6 protein-coding genes and 2 pseudogenes are annotated in these 17,699 nt (G+C 71.4%); 2 read left to right on the forward strand and 6 right to left on the reverse strand.

The annotated features are described in order from the left end of the window. Positions 1-361: 361 nt before the first annotated feature. Both AB0E83_RS11160 and AB0E83_RS11165 read left to right on the forward strand, forming a co-directional pair. A pseudogene (locus AB0E83_RS11160) lies at positions 362-1,120 on the forward strand (Scr1 family TA system antitoxin-like transcriptional regulator); the annotation flags it as partial. Further along, positions 1,081-1,309, forward strand: a pseudogene (locus tag AB0E83_RS11165) (DUF397 domain-containing protein). The pseudogenes AB0E83_RS11160 and AB0E83_RS11165, both read left to right, overlap by 40 nt. A 76-nt stretch (positions 1,310-1,385) precedes the next feature. On the opposite strand, the gene AB0E83_RS11170 reads toward AB0E83_RS11165, so the two are convergent. The 6 genes from AB0E83_RS11170 to AB0E83_RS11195 all read right to left on the reverse strand — a co-directional run bounded on the left by AB0E83_RS11170 (position 1,386) and on the right by AB0E83_RS11195 (position 17,578). Further along, positions 1,386-1,979 carry a hypothetical protein gene (locus AB0E83_RS11170; RefSeq protein WP_362108949.1) on the reverse strand — a complete coding sequence of 198 codons (594 nt, stop codon included), beginning with the start codon at positions 1,977-1,979 and terminating at the stop codon, positions 1,386-1,388. A 149-nt stretch (positions 1,980-2,128) separates the two neighbouring features. After that, positions 2,129-2,935, reverse strand: coding sequence for a hypothetical protein (locus AB0E83_RS11175; RefSeq protein ID WP_362108951.1), 807 nt, complete (start codon positions 2,933-2,935; stop codon positions 2,129-2,131). 46 nt (positions 2,936-2,981) lie between these two features. Further along, on the reverse strand, positions 2,982-3,995 hold the full coding sequence (locus tag AB0E83_RS11180) for an EcsC family protein (RefSeq protein WP_362108953.1): 1,014 nt from the start codon (positions 3,993-3,995) through the stop codon (positions 2,982-2,984). Between the two features lie 133 nt (positions 3,996-4,128). Beyond that, positions 4,129-8,220, reverse strand: coding sequence for a DNA methyltransferase (locus tag AB0E83_RS11185; RefSeq protein ID WP_362108955.1), 4,092 nt, complete (start codon positions 8,218-8,220; stop codon positions 4,129-4,131). After that, on the reverse strand, positions 8,220-11,168 hold the full coding sequence (locus AB0E83_RS11190; RefSeq protein WP_362108957.1) for a DEAD/DEAH box helicase: 2,949 nt from the start codon (positions 11,166-11,168) through the stop codon (positions 8,220-8,222). Before AB0E83_RS11190 ends, AB0E83_RS11185 begins: the two co-directional genes overlap by 1 nt. 41 nt (positions 11,169-11,209) lie before the next feature. Further along, complete coding sequence (locus tag AB0E83_RS11195) at positions 11,210-17,578, reverse strand: protein kinase (RefSeq protein ID WP_362108959.1); 6,369 nt, start codon at positions 17,576-17,578, stop codon at positions 11,210-11,212. Positions 17,579-17,699 lie beyond the last annotated feature (121 nt).

Raw genomic sequence — 17,699 nt, forward strand, 5'->3', positions numbered from 1 at the left:
GCCGGGCACGCGCCCGTGGACAACGGCGTTGGCGGCCAGCTTCGTGACGACCGGCTCAGCACGCTCCGTGGGGTCCTGGGAAGCGGGGAGGAGACGGCGAGCAGCCGGGCGAGCCGCGCCCCGCGGTGAGTCGACGACAGGAGCGGGGCGAAGCTGCAGGCCGACGGGGCCAGCTGGGGAACGATCTGGTTCATGACGCCAGAGTGGCGTCCGGTCACGCCCCGGGGCGAGGGCCGGCCCTCGTACGCGGAGTCGGCGGACGGTGCGCGGAGCGGCCCGCCACGCTGAGTCGTGCAGTCGAGCGACATGCGCGCACCGGCGCGGACGCGGCACGGAGGAAAGGGACGGCGGATGAGCCTCGCTGAGGAGGAGATGGCGGGGCCGTCGTTACCCGGACGGCACCGGCGGGGAATGGGCGCGGGAACCCCGTCCGTCCGACAGTCTGCGCACGTTCGGCGCGGTCGTCCAGGCCCTGCGCGAGCACGTGGGCCGCAGTCGGGCGGGCCTCGCCGCCCTCGTCCGCTGCTCCAAGCACACCGTGGAACCGGGCGAACTGGGCCGCCGCATGCCCGACGAGGCGTTCATCGACCGCGCGGAGGAAGCCCTCGGCAACACGGGCACCCTGAAGCGGGCCGCCCGCCACCTCAGCCGCGGCGAGGCCGGCCTTGCCGCCTGGTTCCGCCGCTGGGCCCGGCTCGAACGGGAAGCGGTCAGCCTGTGCACGTAGGAGTGCCGGCTGGTGCCGAGGCTGCTGCAGTCGGAGGCGTATGCGCGGGCGGTGTTCGACAACAGCATCCCGCTGCTAACCGGCGAGCAGACCGAGGACCAGCTCACCGCCCGGATGGAGCGGCAGCGGATGCGGGAACGGCCGATCGTACCGTTCAGCTTCATCGTGGAGGAGCACGTGTTCCGACGCCGGCCGGACGGGGCGGAGGCGCATGCGAGCATGCTGGACCACGCCCTCGAGCGGACCGCTCCGCGCAACGTGACGTTTCAGGTGGCGCCGATGAATCTGGAGTTCCACGGGTGCTTGGACGGGCCGGTGCAGCTGCTGGAGACTCCGGACGGCCGACGGCTCGGATACTCCGAAGGGCAGCGGAACGGGCGTCTGATCTCCGACACGAAAGCAGTACGACGGAACTCGCCTGGTGCAAGTCCAGCCACAGCGGCAACCAGGACGACAGCTGCGTGGAGATCGCGGACGCCGAACAGGCTTTTCACGTGCGGGACTCCAAGGACCTGACCCACCCGGCCTTCGCCGTGGCGCGCGGAGTGGGAGCCCTTCGTGAGGTTCGTGGCGGGGAACTGACCGACGGAACGACCGGTGTGCCGCTGCCGCAGCGGCACACCGGCTCTTATCCGGCCGAGCGTGTCGCGTCTCGGGGTCAGTTGGCGAGTGTGGTGCGTTCCACGTGGGCGAGCCTCACGGTGGCGATGTCCGAGAGCTCGCTGTCGCCTTCGAGCGTCGAGTACTCGTTGAACTCGCCCTCGTCGGAATCCGTCTTGCCGGGGGCCAGATGGCGAGCCGCGATGTACGTCTGGCCGAGGAAGTTCCCGTCCTCGTCGAAGGCATTGACCACGGCGGAGTAGTTGGCGAGATCGTCGCCCTCGTTCTTGACCTTGTACTTGAAGGTGTACGTGGTATCCGTGTCGCAGTCGTTGTAGCTGAAGCTGTCGGAGTCGTCGCAGTCGCTGTCGGCGCCCCCCTCGGTCAGCTCGCCGCCGGATATCTCGACGTGGTCCAGCGGCCCGGCCGAGTCGGCGGCGCCGTTGCTTCCCCACCAGAAGCCGGCGGCACCGGTGAGCAGGGCGGCGCAGAGCGCGACCGCGATGAAGGGTGCCTTCGCGAGGCGGCGTTGTGCCGTGGGTGCCGGAGCCGGGACGGGTGGAGGCGTGGTGGGCGCGGGCGGCAGCTGGGTGGGGACGAAGGACGTCGGCTCGGCGGGCTTGTCGTCCCCCGGGGCCGGTCTGCCGGTCATGTCGGTCATGGTCAAGTCCTCTGGTGGTCGAAACAGACGAGGGTGGTGGACGGAAGTGCTTGTACGAGTGCGGCAGTCACGTGATGGGGTTGGCCCGGAGGCGCGACAGGCGGCCCTCACGGTGTGGCCCGGGCCGGAGTGGGTGGTGTCTAGGAGGGCGACCGTGCAGGGAGCGCCCTGTCGAGCGTCCAGCCCACGAGGTTGAACTGGTGGACGAGCGAACTCATCGCGGCTTCGAGGGGAGTGCACGGCGGGAGATCCTCCGGGCCCATGACCTCCACGGTGGCCCACTCGCCGGTGGCGTACCTCGTCGCCACGTGAGTGCTGCGGTCACTGGGGCCTGCCACCTCGTTCTGGGCGGCGGAGAGGAGAAGACATGCGGCCTCTCGGCTGGGTGAGGGCGGGCCGTCGATCGTCGGAGGCTCTTCGTGGGGAAAAGTGAAGAGCACCTCGTCCTCAGAGATCAGGCGCGCCTCATACGGGTGCTTTTCGGTGTCCTGACCCGCTGACAGGTCCAGAACCCTCCTGAGCGTGTCGAAGAGCTCCATACCCAGATCGGGGTCGGGCATCTGCTGCCACAGTGGAGTGGCGCACCGCGCTCTGACCTCATCGCGGTCACGCAGGGCGAGTGCGTGAAGGATCTCCTCCGGGGTGCGGCCTTCCGCGCGGCACAAGGTGCGCAGGACATCGTGCGCCGTGGCTCCGTTACCGCAAGGCCATGCCAGAACCCACGTGGCGAGGTCGTGAACGGGGCAGGAGGGGGCGTCCACGAGGGAGCCCTCATCGCCGTCGCAGTACGGACAGAGGTCTCGTGCGACTTCTTGGCGGTACCAGATGGTGCGCGGACCGTCACCGAGGTTCCGCCGCCAGCCCTTGGACTCCAGGTACGCCTCGATGACGACGGAGCCATGGGAGCGGAACGCGGCGGCCTGGGCATCCGATAACTCGTGAATCATGTGTTTCATTCTCCAGAGGGAGGGGCCATGGCGGGGGCGTTTGCCTTTACGGGGCGTCCTCCTCGGGGCCGTCGTCCTGGTAGGACACCAGCGCGGCCGGCATCGGCAGCCCGTACTTCTCGCACAGGAAGCGAGTCTGGCAGTACCGCTGGGCCTCGGAGGCCACGCGGCCGAGAACGGCGGCGTTCAGACCGGCGCTGATGACGACGCCGACGAACGGCACGACCTTGGCGACGCTCTTGACCGACACCTTGGAGCCCGCCGGGCTCAGGTGCTGCATCAACTTCTCCAGAGCGGCGGCGAGTTTGTGGTCGGCGCGGAGCTTGTCCGACCAGTTCACGCGCCCCTTGAGCGCCTGAGCCGCCTGGGCGGTCTTGTTCAGCGGCTCGGCCTTGGCCACCTGCGCCATGAAGGACTGGTGCACCAGGCGCTGGATGAAGAGCTGCTCGTCGGGGTCCTTGGCGTCGTAGCCGTACGAGTACGCGATGCGCGAGGCGATCGACGCGCTCAGGACCTGGATCACGAGGATGTCCGCCGTCATCGCGGCGGGGATGCCGGCGACGGGAACCATCGCCAGCAGGCCCATGGCCCCGCCCTCGAACGCGCCGGCGGTCCGCCACTTCATCGTGTTGGCGCTCAGCAGCCGGTCGCAGGCCTTGAGGTCCTGCTCCCGCAGTTCGGTGAAGCTGTCGATGTCGAGCCCCCGCTTACGGGCGAGCTTCTCGACGGTCTTCGGGTCGTTGAGCTCCAACGCCCAGTCGTTGACCAGGTCGAGCAGCGCCGTCGCCCCCGCGACCGCCGGCCGCAGGGCCGCGTCGGAGAGCGCGTCGCCCGCACGGCGCATCGGCTTCTTGACCGCCTCCGGCACGGCCTCCTTGACCCGACGCCCCGCGTTTCCCGTGGCCTCCCCGGTGCGATCGAGCGCGTTGCTCGCCCACTTCGGCAGACCACGGCGGTTGTTGCGGCGCTCCCAGTGCTCGTTGAGGGCTTTCCAGACCTGCTCCTCGTACGCGCTCATCGAGGGCGGGAGCTCGGACAACGAGGCCGCGTGAGTGCTCAAGGGGTTCTCCGTTTCGACGGTGACGGCAGTTTTCAGGGCACGGCGACCGGCACGGGGGTGAAACCGTGCGGTGGGGGGTGTTGTCCGTGGGAGGACCCGGGGCGGCTGTGGAGGAGGCCGCCCCGGGGGTGGGTCAGTTGCTGTGGCGGGGCCCCTGGCCGGGGGGCGGGGTGAGGGCGGACCGGTAGCCGGTCAGGCCCTCGGCGGCCATGCGGTCGTACTCGGCGAGGATGAGGTTCTTGGTGCGGTACTCGCCGTGCACCTTCACGTCGTTGTCCCGGGTGACGTTGAAGGTGTCGAGGATGTAGGCAGTGTCCTCACGGGTGATCCCGTAGAGGTGGAAGAACAGGGCGTCCAGCTCGGCCCGGATGACGGCACGGCGGTCGGTGTCCCAGATGAAGGGGGCGCCGGTGTCGCCGAGATCGCGGGCGAAGGGGGCCATGTCGGCTGCGGTGTAGGTGAGTTCGAGGACGCGGGGGGTGATGAACTCCGCGTGGGGGGCGAGCTGGTCGGGGGTGGGGACCGGCATCTGCTGCATGTAGCCGTAGGTGAGGTGTGTACCGCCGATCTTCTGGCGGACGGCGTAGTCGCAGGCCATGGAGGACCAGACGGCGGAGAGCAGAGGGGCATGGTCCGGCGAAGCGGGGAAGGCCAAAGGATAGGGGTGGCCGAAACCGTGGGCCGGAGCAGCTGCCGCGATCAGCGTGCGCTCATCGCTCGCGCGGCAGATATCACGCCATCCGAAGACCCACTCCCGGTCCCATCCCTTGGCGGCCAGACGACTGTAGACGCCCGGCTCCAGGATCGGCTTGCCGTTCTTGTCGACCTCGCCGGTCGGAACATCCTGCTCCGGCACCCAGTAGCGCGGCAGCGGTACGGCGGAGACGTCCTGGTGCTGCTCCACGGTGAAGCGCGGGAGGGTGCCCACGGCGAGCTGCTTCTCCGTGGCGTTCTCGTAGGTGGAGAAGCGGTGGTCGTAATGGTGGAGTATTTTCGCCTCGTACAACGGGAGCAGGCGCTCCTCACCACGGGTGAGGACGTTGCCGACGAGGCTCCAGTCGGCCTTGAGGAGATCGTCGAGCGTCTCGTTGTTCTGAGCGGCGGGGCGGAACAGGTGGGAGTCGTTCGACATGTGGAACATGGTCATGAACGAGACGTTCCAGGGGTTCCCGTCCGACTTCTTCGTCTGGTCGATCAGTACCGGCACGCGGCGGTAGATCCCCAGTGTGATCTCGGCGTCCCTGCGGCTCCGGAACACCGGGCACGTTCCGGTGTTCGGGTTGAGGAGCTGAATGTCGCGGCCCGTCAGGTGATAGGAACGCTCGGAGATCTGCTCGGTCTGGCGTACCCGGAAGGCGATGGAGATCGGGGCATCAGGAGAACCGGAGCCTGCCATGCAGAACAGGGCGAAGTTCACGCTGTGGTGGACGCCGGGGAAGACCTTGTCCTCGTTCTCGAAGCCGTACAGCGCGACGAGGCGGCCCTTGGTGACCAGGTCCTTGAAGAAGAACTGTGTCGTCGCATCCGTAGCGATCCCCGTAGGGACGATCACCCCCGTCCGCCCCCGAGGCCCCGTCAGCACCCGGTCCATCTCCGTGAACACGGCGTACGTGTTGATGTCACCGCGCCCCGTCAGCGGGAACCGGTCGCTGACGCGCAAGAAGTGGCTCTCGCCCTCAGACCGCCGCTTCGCGGCCTCGAACTCCGCGTACAGCCGCTCCCCATCGCGGTCATTCTTCAACTCCGCGATGAGCCGCTTCCGTGCGGCCGCGTTTGTGGCCCCGGAGATCCGCGGGTCCCGCTGTGCGAAGAACTCCTGCTCCTGGAGCTTCACCCGCTCCCACGGCGGATTCCCCACCACCGCGTCGAACCCGCCGGCCCACCCCGTCCCCGCCTGCACACCCGCCCCCGACTCCGGGACGGCGAACACCTCCGGGAACTCCAGGTGCCAGTGGAAGAACCGGTACTGGTCCCGCAGCTTCAGGATCTCCTCGTGGGTCGCGTCCGGCACCGAGGACTGGTCGCGGCCCCGCAGGGCGCGGAAGACCTGGTCCGTCGGCGCCTCCGGCGCCCCCGCGTGCTTGGGCCACACGAAGGCGGCGCACCAGGCGTCGGCGGCGTGGAGGTCCTGGACGTACGAGGTCGACTCGGTGTACTCGCGGTAGGCGGACTCCTGCTCCCGCACCTGCTCCAGGAGCTTGGAGGGGGCCCTGGTGATCAGGGACAGCTCGGCGGCGTACCGTTCGTTCCCCGGCAGCGGCTCCGTGTCGAACAGGAGCTCGTCCTGGCCGCCCCGCTGCGCCTTGTTGCGCTTCACGAGCGCGGACGCGTGCTTCCGGTCGTCGCCCTCGATGGGCTTGAACGCGTCGTCGGGGATGCCGCCCGCGAGGAGCTTCGGGGTCGCGCCGATCAGGCCGTTGCCCCACTTCACGTGGGCGTCGAGGAAGGCGAGGGCCGTGCCCTGCTCCATGGCCTCCAGCCACAGGGAGACCTTTGCCAGCTCCACGGCCATCGGGTTGAGGTCGACGCCGTAGATGCAGCGGGCGACGACCTCGCGCAGGGCGTGCCGCATGGCGGCCTCGGTCGGCTCCGGGTTGTGCTCCCGTACCGAGGCGACCCGCTTGGCGATCCGCCGGGCCGACGCGACGAGGAAGTGGCCGGAGCCGCACGCCGGATCGCAGACCGTGAGGGACAGCAGCTCCTCGACGATGTCCTCGGCCGGGTCGGGGCGGCCGGCGGCGGTGGCCCGCTGCTCGCCCCGCTTCACGGCGTCGTCCAGGACCGGGTCCAGCGTCGTGTCGAGCAGGCACTCGATCAGCGAGGACGGGGTGTAGTAACTGCCCGTTGTCTTGCGACTGTTCCCCGCCACCTCCACCAGCTCGAAGCTGCGGTCCGCCGCCGAGTGCTTCGGTTCCAGTTCGAGCAGGGACTCGTACACCGAGCCCAGCTCCTCGGCGTCCAGGTGCCGGTAGTCCACCGGCCGCCAGCGGCGCGCACCCGGGTCGCGGACCTGGGCGAGGTGCCGTACGGCGGAGAGCAGCGACTCGTTGGACAGCTTCAGGCCGTCGAGCGGGGCGTCGGCGTCCGTGCGGGAGAACAGGCCGCCGAGGCCGGGCAGGGCCAGCTCGGGGCGGCCGCCCTCCGTGCCGAGGGCTTCGAGGACGATGCGGAGGGCCTCGTACTGGTCGCCGTGGGCCGTGCCCTGGCGGCGGCGGGCGCGCTCGCGCAGGCGGGCGGAGGAGAAGTACCGCTCGTACGCCTCCCGCGCCCGCGCGTCGGCCTTCGGGTCGAGCAGCGCGTCCCGGTCCTCGGCGACGAAGACGAAAAGCAGCCGGTAGACCAGGCGCAGCAGGGCGTCCCGGAGTGCCTTCGGGTCGGTGTCCTCGCGCAGCGCGGAGTTGTCGGGGTGGCGCAGGAAGCCGGTGCCGAGGACCGTGAGGGCGTTCTGGACGCCCAGGCGCAGCTGGTCCAGGGCGCGGGTGCCGGAGGTGACGGCCTCGGCGCGCCACTTCTCCAGCCAGCACCCCGATGCCGCCGTCCCCTCGGGTACGGCGAAGCGGGAGGCGTGCAGGAGGCTGTACAGGAGGACGAACTCGCTGAACAGCTCTCCGTCGAAGAGGGCTTCCAGGTCGAAGTCGACGTAGGCGGCGGTGGAGAAGGACGACGAGTCGCGCAGCAGCCGCAGCCGGCGGCCGTTGGTGACGACCGCCCACAGGTGGGCCTCGGTGCGGTTCAGACAGTCCTGGACCATCGACTGGGGCGGGACCTGGCCGGGCGCCGGGCGCTTGTCGAGCTCCTGGTTCCAGGGAACCTGGTGGACGAGGGCCGGGCCGTGGCGGTGGGAGACCGGGAAGCGCTTCTCCGGGTCGGAGTCCGCCGGGACGCCGGCCGCGCCGACCTCGGTCAGCGCGCCGAAGTCCAGCTTGCGGAAGAGCTGCGCCAGCCAGTCCGTGCCGGCGCGGCCCGTCGGGTCGGCGGCGGGCGCGCCGGTCGCCGGGTCCGGGGGCAGGGCGGCGCGCAGGTCGCGCCAGAGTGGCTTCAGGTACTCCCAGGCGCGCTCGGCCTCGTTCCGTACCGGCACCGCGGCCGGCAGGCCGTAGTCGGCGGGCTTGGTGCCCGGCAGGTTCCGGGCCTCCGCGATGCGCAGCAGCATGTCGGAGGGGAGCAGGCCGCCGACCGGGGTGACGGCGGTGAAGGCCAGGGCGTTGCGGGTGGCGGCGGACATCAGGCTTCGGCTCCGGACACGGTGGGGGCGGACGCGACGGGGGGAAGGTAGAGGTACACGCCGAGGACGTCGGCGGGCTCCTGCGGGACGACCTTCAGGCCGCGGACGATCTCCTCGTTCGCCTTGCGGACCCGACGGTGCGAGGCGTCGAGCTCGGCGGCGAGCCGGGTGCCGTACGCGGTGAGGTGTCCGGCCAGGTCGGGCAGGCCGGCGAGGTCCTTGGCGATGTGGTTGCGGGCGGCCTGCTCGTGCGTACTGGCCGTCGCCCCGGCCTTCAGGAGGGCGGCCGCGGCGTCGTCGTCCAGCCAGCGGGCACGCGCCGGCACGCCCTCGTACGCGAGGAGCCGGGCATCCTCCGCGACCAGCTGCCGCTCGCCCGTGCGGGACGGCAGCGTCAGGTGGAAGCGGTAGCGGACCAGGAGGAGCGTGGTGCGGACCTTCACCGCGTTCGTGGTGACCACGCCGCAGCGGCGGGCCGGGCGGGGGCCGGGGGTGTTCGCGTCGAGCGCCGAGTCCAGGACGTACGCGGCGACGGCGCCGATCGCCGGATCCGTACGGACCAGGGCCACCTCGCCGCGGGCGATCGCCGGACTCGTACGGAACGGGATCTCCCGGTCCTCCTCCACGATCCGCCCGCCGAGCGTGGCGGCGAGCGCGTCCCGCAGACCGGCCGGGGTGCCGCCGGTCTGGACGGTGAAGTCGCCGGTGCCGTCGCGCGGGTCGCGGACCAGGGCGTCCAGGTCGCGCAGCGCGTCCAGGGCGAAGCCGCGGACCTCGTCGGCGCCGCCGAGCGCGGCCCGCACGGCTGCGACCTCGCGGGCCACCTCCTCCGGGTGGATCGCGCGCTGGGCGTACTTGGACCGGGACGTCTTCTCGCGCTCGGCGGCCGAGTTCCACTCGCGCTCGATGCGGTCGAAGGACTCCTGGTGGCCGTCCAGGTCGAACAGGCTCTCCTGGCTGCCCTGCCGGCCGTGCAGCAGCAGCCACTCCACCACCGCGTCCGTGACGCCGGACGCGGTCTCGTCGGGGACGGAGACCGAGATGCCCAGGTCCTTCAGGATCTGCCGGTGCTTCTTGAACAGCACCTCCAGGACCTTGCCGTCGATGCCGTTGTCCTCGCCGTACATGGTGATGACGCGGACCTGGTCACGCTTCTGCCCGTACCGGTCGACACGGCCCTCCCGCTGGTCGTGCCGGGTCGGGTTCCACGCCAGGTCGTAGTGGACGACGGCGTCGAAGTGGTGCTGGAGGTTGACGCCTTCGGAGAGGCAGTCGGTGGCGATCAGGACCCGGCGGACCGCCGGGTCGCCGGCATCCTCGGGAGCACCGGCGGCGAGCTGCTCGATCCGCTCCAGGCGCTGCTGCGGGGAGAGCGTGCCGGTCACCGCGGCGATCCGGGTCTTCTTGCCGAGCTTCCCCTCCAGCTGCGCGGCCAGGTACTCGGCGGTGGGGATGTAGCGGCAGAAGACGATCGGGTGGTAGCCGTCCGCGATCAGGCCCTTCAGGTGCCGGGTGAGCGCCTTCAGCTTCGCGTCCTCGGCCGGGCCGGTCAGCGCGGCGGCCCGCTCGGACAGTTCGAGGAGCCTGGCGCCGGCCTCCTCCGACTCGGCGGCGCCCGGGGCGACGTCCATGCCCTCCATGCGGTCGTTCTCGGCGGAGTCGGAGGCCACCGGGGCGCCCAGGGCGTCCGCCTCCTGGGCGGTGCGGGCGGCGGCCGACTCGGAGCGGGTCTTCAGGGTCTGCGCGGCGGCGGCCGGCGAGGACACCATCGACCGCAGCAGGGCGATCACCGACCACCAGGCGATCCGCGCCTCCCGCTTGCCCTGCTCGCCGGCGGCCGCCACCCGGTCCCGGGCGTAGGCGATGGCGTCGTCGAGGAGCGCCCGGTAGGCCGGCGTCAGCTTGTACGGCTCGTCCTTCGTCCAGCGGTCCGACGGGAACGCGGTCCGCTCCGCGAGGGAGTCGTCGACGAGGCCGTCCTCCTTGGTGAGGTACTCGCGGACGTCGGCGCGCTTGCGGGCCACGAAGTGCTCCGCCAGCTTCGCTCGCCCCGCCGGGGACTCCAGGTCGAGCGTGGCCAGCTCCGGCCGCACCAGGCCGAGCAGGTTGCGGAACGCGGACTCCTTGCCGGAGTGCGGGGTCGCCGTCAGGAGCAGCAGGTGTCGGTCCTCCTGGGCCGACACGCGGCGCAGCAGCTCGTACCGCAGCTGGTTCGCCGCCGACGTACCGCTCTGCGCGGTGTCGTCCGCCGCGACGCAGGAGTGCGCCTCGTCGACGATCACCAGGTCGGGGCAGTGCCGGACGAAGTCCTCGCGGTGCCGGGTCGACTTGATGAAGTCCGTCGAGATGATCGTGTACGGATGCTTGTCGAAGAGGGACTGGCCCAGTTCGAGGCCCCGTTCCAGCCGCGATACCGTGGAGGCCAGGACCAGTTCGGCGTCGATGCCGAACTTCTCCCGCAGCTCGGCCTGCCACTGCTCGGCCAGCGCGGGGGAGCACAGCACGGCGAGCCGGGTCGCCTCGCCCTGCGCCAGGAGCTCCTTGGCGATCAGGCCGGCCTCGACCGTCTTGCCGATGCCGACGTCGTCGGAGATCAGCAGCCGGACCGTGCGCTGCCGCAGCGCCATGAGGAGCGGCACCAGCTGGTAGGCCCGGGGCTCCACGGCGATCGACGCCAGCGAACGGAACGGTCCCGCGCCCGAACGGAACCCGATGCGCAGCGCCGTCCGCAGCAGGCCGGCGGCCCGCTGGTCGCCCAGGTCGGTCGCGGACGGCGCCGCGAACTCCGCCGGACGGACCTCCTCGAAGGCGGGGAAGACGGCCGCGACGTCGTCCTCGCTCCCACCCAGCGGGCGCAGCACCAGCATGTCGGGGGCGCTCTCCGGAAGCACCACCCATTCCCGGCCACGGGCGGCGACCAGGGAGCCGGCTGTGTACGTGAGGCTCATGAGTTGTCTCAGTTCCTTGGGGTCGAGAAGGGGCGCGGCGGTCAGCGCAGGTGGAAGTAGGCGGCGTTGAGCGAGGTGATGGCGTCCCAGTCCGCGTCCGCGGGGAAGCGCAGGACGTCCCAGCCGGCGTCCTCCAGGCGGTAGCCGGCCTCGACGTCGCGCGTCGAGTCGGCCGTACGCCCCGGGGCGTCGACGAACACGGCGAGGTGGGCGCCGTCCAGGCGGAAGACGAGGTCCGGGCGGGCCGCCGCCTCCGGGACGAGGACGTCGACCTCGTCCGGCAGCCGGAAGCCCTTCGCCCGCAGCCAGCCGAGCAGATCGCCCTGCGCGACCAGTGCCCCCAGATCCGTCTCCAGGGGGGTCGGAGTCGCCTCCGGAACAGCCGACGGGGCCGCTGCCGGGTTCTCCGTGCGGGCGGGGGCCGCCGGGGCCAGCCTGCGGAACTGCTCGCTGCGGGACTCGCCCCGGTCCTCCCGCTCGGTGCGGGCACCGGCCAGGCGCAGCAGCAGTGGCCGGGCGCTGTGCCGGCTCAGCCGGCGGTGGTGCGTCTGGTTGCCGTAGGTCAGCAGACAGGCGTAGCAGCCGCGGGCGCACTCCTCGTCGGGCGACGGGCCGCCCTCGTCCTCGCCGGTGTCCGGGTCGAAGTGGCAGATCTCCAGGGCCGTCCGGGCCGCCTCGGCGAGGGCGTCCTTGTCGTGCTGGAGGCGCCGCAGCACGCCGGCGCCGCCCTCGGCCGCCTCCATGAAGAGGATCCGCCGCCGGGGACCGTCGTCCGGAGGCAGCAGCTCCGCCGTCAGCTCGGAGTCCTCCAGCTCGAACGCCGCCTCGATGCCCCGCTCCAGGGCGTACAGGAACGACAGGGCGATCGCCTCGGGCTGCGGTTCGTCCAGGGTCACCACGAGGATGTTGCGGCGGTCCTCCACATAGGGCAGGACGCGCTTCTTGCGGCGCTTCTCGTTCCCGTCCTCATCGACCACCGGCATGCCGGTGCCCTCGATGGCGTCCGCGGCGGCCCGGTCGTTCAGCCAGCGGCCGTCGCCCAGGTCCAGCCAGTAGCCGTCCGGCTCGCCCTCCTTGTCGCGGACCCGGCCCAGGTTCGTGATCCGGACCGTCGCCGAGTCGCCGTAGTCCAGGTCGAGCACGGGCGCGCCCTCGGCGTCGGAGACGTGCGCGGTGAGCCGCCCCTTGCGGACGCCGTGGTCCTGGAAGGCGTACGAGGTCTCCAGGCGGAAACCTGCCCGGCGTCGCTCCTCCTCGTCGGAGGAGATCCGCTCGCGCGGCGTCGTGTACACCGTGTGCAGGTGCAGCAGCCCGGTGCGCTTGCCGCGCAGCGACTCGCCGCACATACCGCAGACGTCCGCGCCGACCTTGACCGCGTAGTGGTAGCCGCAGCCGTCGCAGCGCCGCGCCTCCGCCGTCGCCAGATCGCCCGAGGCGTCCGGCGGCAGCTGCACGCGGGTCACCTGGTAGCGGGCGCCCTCGTGGTAGATGAGCGCGCCCGGGCCGAACTCGCGGATCGCGAGGAAGCGGGGACGCTGGAGGTAGTCGCCGTCCGCGTTGCGGCGGTTCCCGGAACGCGGGATGTACGCGGCCAGCGGCAGCCGGGGGAAGCTGTAGCCGGGCAGGAAGCCCTCGGACGCCAGGTAGCGGTACGGGTTGAAGTCGCTCATCACCGATTTGCTGTCGGACGAGCGGTTCAGCAGCAGGTTCGTCTGCGTCTCCGCCTCCCGGCGGCGCGTCCGCGCCCGGCTCTGCTCGCCCTGCGAGAGGGTGTGGTCGACGACCCGCTTGTTCTGCTCGTACTGGTCGATGACCGCAGCCCGGAACAGCTGGCGCCACCGGTCGAACGACTCGTCGAAGCGGTGCGGGGCCCGCTCGATCCGGTCCTCGATCCACTCGTCGTACCACCAGGTGGTGGCGGTGAGGTCCGCCATCAGCGGGGAGAGGACGGTGCGGGCGGCGTCGACCGCCCGTCGGCGGGCGTCCTCGTCCAGGGACCGGTCGCGGATGCGGTCGACCAGCGGCAGCGGCATGTGCGGATCGGGCCGGTCCTCGCCATCCGGGTCGTAGGCGACGTCGACGACGTCCGGGATCGAGGTGCCCAGCTTCATCTCCGTCTCCGCCAGCCAGATGGCCTGGAGGTGCGAGCGGACCAGGTCCTCGTTGGCGAGGTCCAGCCGGGGCGGCGCCACCTGGCCGGCCACCATGTCCTGGGAACGGCGGAAGTAGTACTGGTCGTGGCTGTTGCCCGTGGCGCAGTACGTGGCCACCAGGGCGGGTTGACCGGAACGGCCCGCCCGGCCCGAGCGCTGCGCGTAGTTCGCCGGTGTCGGCGGCACGTTCCGCATCAGGACGGCGTTGAGCGAGGAGATGTCCACGCCCAGTTCCATCGTCGGCGAGCAGTACAGCAGCGGCAGTTCGGCCGTGCGGAAGTCCCGCTCCCGGTCCAGCCGGTCCTCCGGCGGGACCTGGGCGGTGTGCTCCCGGGCGAACAGGCCGGCCAGCTCGGCCGCCGCCGTCCGGTACAGGTCGCGGAAGAACGGGTTGACGCGGGGCCCCTCGCCCTGGTTGTACGTACGGGCCAGCGGGTCGACCGCACCGCGCTCGCCGTCCCCGGCGTACCAGACGAGCGCGGCCGCCGACACCCGGTAGCCGGTCCGCTTCCGCTCCGCCTGGCGGCGGAAGACGGGGCCCGAACGCTCGGGCGTCGCGTCCACCTCGTGGACCAGCTCCGCCTCCACCAGCACCTTCAGCAGGTCCTCGATGACGCTCTGGACGTCGTCTAGGGGCAGATCGCGCAGCTCGGGCACGTTCCGCCGGAGGTACTTGCCGAACTTGCCGCGGGCCGACAGGAAGAGCGCGGACCGTTCCATGCCGGGCTTCGAGCCGTACGGATAGGCGGTGCCGACGGTGGGCCGGTCGCTCTCGCCCAGCACCCACGGGCCGGTCAGACGCTCCTCACTCGCCTTCTGGAGCGTGTCGAAGTCGTCACGGAAGTACTGCACGTCGATGGCGAGGGCCCGCCGCATGTGGTCGAGGAGCGTCCGGGCGACCTCCTCGCGCAGTGCGGGATCGGCCTCGCGCAGCACGGCGTGCGCGGACTGCCAGCGGCCCGGCTCCGCGGCGACCCAGCCCAGGTCCTCGTAGTCGATGCGCAGGAGCCCCGTCTGCTCCAGGTTCGGCATCGTGATGCGCCAGCCGCGCTCCAGATCACGGTAGAGCCGGTACCCCACGACGTCGCGGAACGCCTTCGTCGCCCGGCGCTCCAGCGACGGCGGCAGCGACGCCGATCCCGTGTACTCGCGCGGCGACAGGCCCATCACGGCGGTCACCGCCTCGGCGAGGTCGTCGTGGTGCAGCCCCTCCTCGCCGGCCCGGACCGCCGCCTGGTACAGGGCGCCGCGCAACTGGGTCACCTGCGCGAAGTCGTTGAAGTGACCGGCCTGGAGCGAGGCGTCCTGCCGGTTGTCGACGAAGGAGAGCAGCTTCCGCGCCTCCTTGCCGAGCCCCTCCTCGGGCACGGCCCGCAGGGACTTCACGATCGACGCGGAGATCAGGGAGGTGGCCGAGGAACGCCCCTCCTGGTCCAGGGTGGCCAGCTTGGCGAAGTCCCGGCCGCGGGTCTGCTCGTACGAGACCTGGCAGTGCACGCAGAAGAGGAAGGGCGCCGGGACGAACGCCGCCGTCACCCCCTCGCCCGACTCGTTCCCGAACGGGTCCACGACGACGCGCTTCGGCACCCGGGGACGGTACGACTTCTTGACGACGGTCACGCCCTGCGCGTCGGATTCCAGCCACGACTCCGGCAGCCGCCGGTCGTCCACGGCCGTCTGCGGGTCCGCAGGCCACTCGTAGTCCTCGCCGGGCACGCCGATGTACAGGTAGCCCTCGCCGGCCCGGCCGCCCGAGGCGGAGGTGTCCCGGCGCGGTTCGTAACGGAACGAACCGTTCTCCTCGGTGCGCCACACGGTCAGGTACTCCTGCCCGCACTCGCGGCAGAACGCCAGCGGGAACAGCGGCATGCCGCCGCTCTTCGGCTGCTCCAGCTGGTAGGTGCGGGTGAGCGGCCGGCTGAGCGGGTCCTGAAGCGTCGTGTAGACGGTGTCGCCCTTGGAGAGGAACTGGTGCAGCCGGAAGGCGAACAACGGCCGCTCCGTCACCGGGTGCTTCGCCCGGGCGCCCGCCTCCAGGGTGGTGCGGATCGCCTCGGCGACCTGCTCCTCGGGCACCCCGGACTCCGCGGCCAGCTCCGCCGCCGCGTCCTCGACGGTCCCCGGGGCACAGCGGCGCAGTCGGCCCGTGCCCTCCTCGCGCTCCAGACCGAACCGCGACTCCAGCCAGCGGGCCAGCGGGTCCCGCGTGAGCGCGTCGTACGCCAGGGGGGCCGCCGGGACCCGCAGCCGCTCGGCGGGTACGGCCGCCGGGGACTCCTCGGTCGCCCGGATCAGGGTCTCGCCGATGACGCGCTTCGGCAGCACCATCGTGCCGAACAGCCGCCCGGCGACCCGGGCGACCTCGCGCTGCTGCTCCTCCCAGGAGCCCTCGGTGGACATGGTCGCGGAGGTGCCGATGCACTGGAGGGTTTCCGAAGCGCGGCAGGCCTCGCGGACCCGGCGGATCAGGAACGCCACGTCGGCACCCTGCCGTCCCCGGTACGTGTGCAGTTCGTCGAAGACGAGGAACTGCAGCCCTTCGGCCTCGGAGATGAGTCCCGACCGGTCGTCCGGCCGGGTCAGCATCAGCTCCAGCATCACGTAGTTCGTCAGCAGGATGTCCGGCGGGTTCTTGCGCAGCTGCTTCCGCTGCTCGTCGGACTCCTGGCCGGTGTAGCGGGCGAAGGTGACGGGTTCGCGGCCCTCCCCGAAACCGTGGCGCAGGTACTTCTCCAGCTCCATGAGCTGCGAGTTGGCCAGGGCGTTCATCGGGTACACGACGATCGCGCGGACCCTGCCGCCCGCCCGCGGGCCCGCTGCCTCGCGCTCCTTCAGGACGCGGTCCACGATCGGGACGATGTACGACAGGGACTTGCCGGAGCCCGTACCGGTGGTCAGCACGTAGGAGTCGCCCGCCTGGGCGGCCTCGATCGCCTGGCGCTGGTGCAGGTGGAAGGTGAGCGGCCGGCCGTCGGGGCGGCGCGCACCCTCCTTCTTGCCCGCCTGGAAGATCTCCGCGCACCGGGGGTGCAGAAGACCGTCCCTGACGAGATCGGTGACCTGCCCGCCGTCGGCGAAGAACGGATTCAGCGACAGCCACGGGTCGGGCCACTGCGACTTCGCCGCCAGGTCGTCCTCGACGAAGCCCGCGACGCGCGGGTCCCGGATCACCGTCGCACTCTTGGTGAAGTTCTCGTACTCACTGATCAGGTCGGCGTGGATGCCGAAGACGTCCATCGTCTCGGGCAAGCGGGGCGCCTTGCGGGGCACCGGCGCGGGCGCGGCGGCGGCGCGCTCGGGAAGCAGGGCGCGCAGCCGTGCCACCGGGTCCATGACCTGCCAGTGCGGGGCCAGGAGCGCGGCGGTGTCGTCCGGCGCGAGTGCGATCGGGACCAGCACGTCGTGGACCCGGGCGGCGTTCTCGGGCCGGTGCTCGGCGTCCTTCTCCAGGAGGCGCTCCACGAGCCGGACCAGCTCGGAGGGAAGGTCCGGACGGACCAGGGTCAGTCGGGGAGGCTTCTGGTTCTGGTGCTGCTCGCAGAGGTCGTACGGGGTGCGAGCGGTGAACGGGGGCTGCCCGATGAGCAGTTCGTACAGGATGCAGCCGAGCGCGTAGAGGTCGGCGAGGCCGGAGACCCGCTCGGCGCGGAACTGTTCCGGTGCCATGTAGCGGGCCGTGCCGACGCCGACCCCGGTGCTGGTCAGCCGCGTCTGGTCAGGGTCGTCGACGATCGACCCCATGCCGAAGTCGAGGACCTTGACGGTGCCGTCGCCGGTCAGCATCACGTTGGCCGGCTTCAGGTCGCGGTGGACGACCCCCGCCGTGTGCGCGGCGGCGAGACCGGAGGCGATCTGCGCCCCGATGGCGGCGGCCCAGGAGACGGGCAGCTGCGGCTCCTCGTCGATGAGATCGGCGAGGGGGTGCCCGTCGAGCAGTTCCATGGCCAGGTAGGGCAGCCCGGTGCCGCCGCCGGTGAGGTCCACCCCGCCGTCGATCAGCAGGGTGAGGTTCGGGTGCCCCTGGGAGAGCATGCGCATGATCCGCACCTCGCGGCGGAAGCGGGCGACCTCTTTCCCGTCCCCCGACGCGTCCACGGCGATCCCGGTCCGGCCGCGCAGCACGGTCTTGACTGCCACCTCCTTGAAAGGGGAGCCCGGCACGGCCTGGAGATCCTCGGCGCGGTGTACCTCGCCCATGTTGCCGCGCCCGACGGACCCCGTGATCCGGAAGCGTCCGTCGATGATCTCCAAGCTCACAGCCACTCCCGTTTCACCCGATCGCGCGCAAGGCGGGGCAACCCCGCCGGGAGCGTATATCTTCTCCCGCCGACGTTGACGACGTCAATCCGTTGACGCCGTCAACGCACCTGAAGGGTGT

The organism is Streptomyces sp. NPDC035033, from assembly GCF_040636735.1.
GTDB lineage: Bacteria > Actinomycetota > Actinomycetes > Streptomycetales > Streptomycetaceae > Streptomyces.

Bases quoted from the DNA above. Each gene is read 5' to 3' on its own strand.
- AB0E83_RS11170 (WP_362108949.1), bottom strand. From the start codon at position 1,979: ATGACCGGCAGACCGGCCCCGGGGGACGACAAGCCCGCCGAGCCGACG.
- AB0E83_RS11175 (WP_362108951.1), bottom strand. From the start codon at position 2,935: ATGATTCACGAGTTATCGGATGCCCAGGCCGCCGCGTTCCGCTCCCAT.
- AB0E83_RS11185 (WP_362108955.1), bottom strand. From the start codon at position 8,220: ATGTCCGCCGCCACCCGCAACGCCCTGGCCTTCACCGCCGTCACCCCG.
- AB0E83_RS11190 (WP_362108957.1), bottom strand. From the start codon at position 11,168: ATGAGCCTCACGTACACAGCCGGCTCCCTGGTCGCCGCCCGTGGCCGG.